The sequence below is a fragment of the Bartonella sp. AA81SXKL genome, from assembly GCF_042196945.1.
GTDB lineage: Bacteria > Pseudomonadota > Alphaproteobacteria > Rhizobiales > Rhizobiaceae > Bartonella.
In genome coordinates, this window is the sequence record NZ_JBHIRH010000112.1 from 1 (window position 1) to 1,058 (window position 1,058).

The following is a 1,058-nucleotide window of genomic DNA, read 5'->3' on the forward strand; positions in this document are numbered from 1 at the left end:
TAATCGGTTAAGTCCTTTGGTCGTACCTCTAACATCTTTGCTGCTTCTATCAAACCGAACAACCCATCAGAACGTTTTAAGCCTTCCAAAGCCTCTGCTTTTGGAGTTAATTCGGCAATAACATGATCTTTCTGCTCAATTCGACTTTGTAGGTGATTTAAAACACCAAGTAATGCCTCCGGTTTGGAGTAGTCAACTTGTGGTGTTGCTACTTGTTTCAAAAGCCGTTCACATTTGATAAAGTATTGACGTGCTTCATGTCCTTTATCATTACGTTCGATCATGGAAAGGTGTTTAGCCATGTCTAATGTAATGTGGTATTCTTTTACCTTTCCACCGTTTACTAAATTTTTAGTAAGCGTTATAAAGTTTATATTTTCCTGAAACTTACATTCTTTAATGCGATTTTTAATCCAATCATTAAAGCGGGCTTTTATCTCTAAAAACGCATGTAAATCACGCGCATTAACAGTTTGAACAGTTTCTTGATCAATAACCTGTTCTGATATTTCTATAAGATTGTTCATTATGAACTCCTATTGGTTAGATGTTTGTTAATGACGCTCTAAATAGAGTGCCGGGTGCTAACAAACACGGCCAATAGTCCGTCGTCACACTTTCCCCGTTAGGGTATTGTATAGTGTAACCACACCCGACAACATTATTATATGCACGTAGCATACAATGAGTCAAAGTCTTTAATGTGCGGAGAAAAGATTGTATCGGCAATCTATCCGCTATTGGTTTAAGGTGTTCGTTAGGCACCTGATTCGATTATTCATATTGTCGCCACATTGTCAAGTGGGAACGTAATATTTTTATAACAATAATCAAAACAGCTTGCTAAATAAAGATGCCTTATTGTTTCTGTTCTCGCAAGATAAGCTTATACATACCGGTTTCAGAGGCTTGGACATCTGTGACAGTGAAGTGTTCTTGAGAAGAGGGGGCTTTGTTGTTTTCAGGAGAGAGGACCACAACACTATCTTGAGGTTTTGGTGGTATTCCCCCGATGTCATTGATACAAAGATCAAGTTCCTTTCTTGCAATTGTGGTAG

1 protein-coding gene and 1 pseudogene are annotated in these 1,058 nt (G+C 38.1%); both read right to left on the bottom strand.

The annotated features are described in order from the left end of the window. A partial coding sequence (locus tag ACFINZ_RS09895) for an antA/AntB antirepressor family protein (RefSeq protein WP_375701425.1) occupies positions 1 to 527 on the bottom strand: 527 nt, incomplete at its 3' end. 331 nt (positions 528 to 858) lie between these two features. Beyond that, positions 859 to 1,058: pseudogene (locus ACFINZ_RS09900) on the bottom strand (hypothetical protein); the annotation flags it as partial.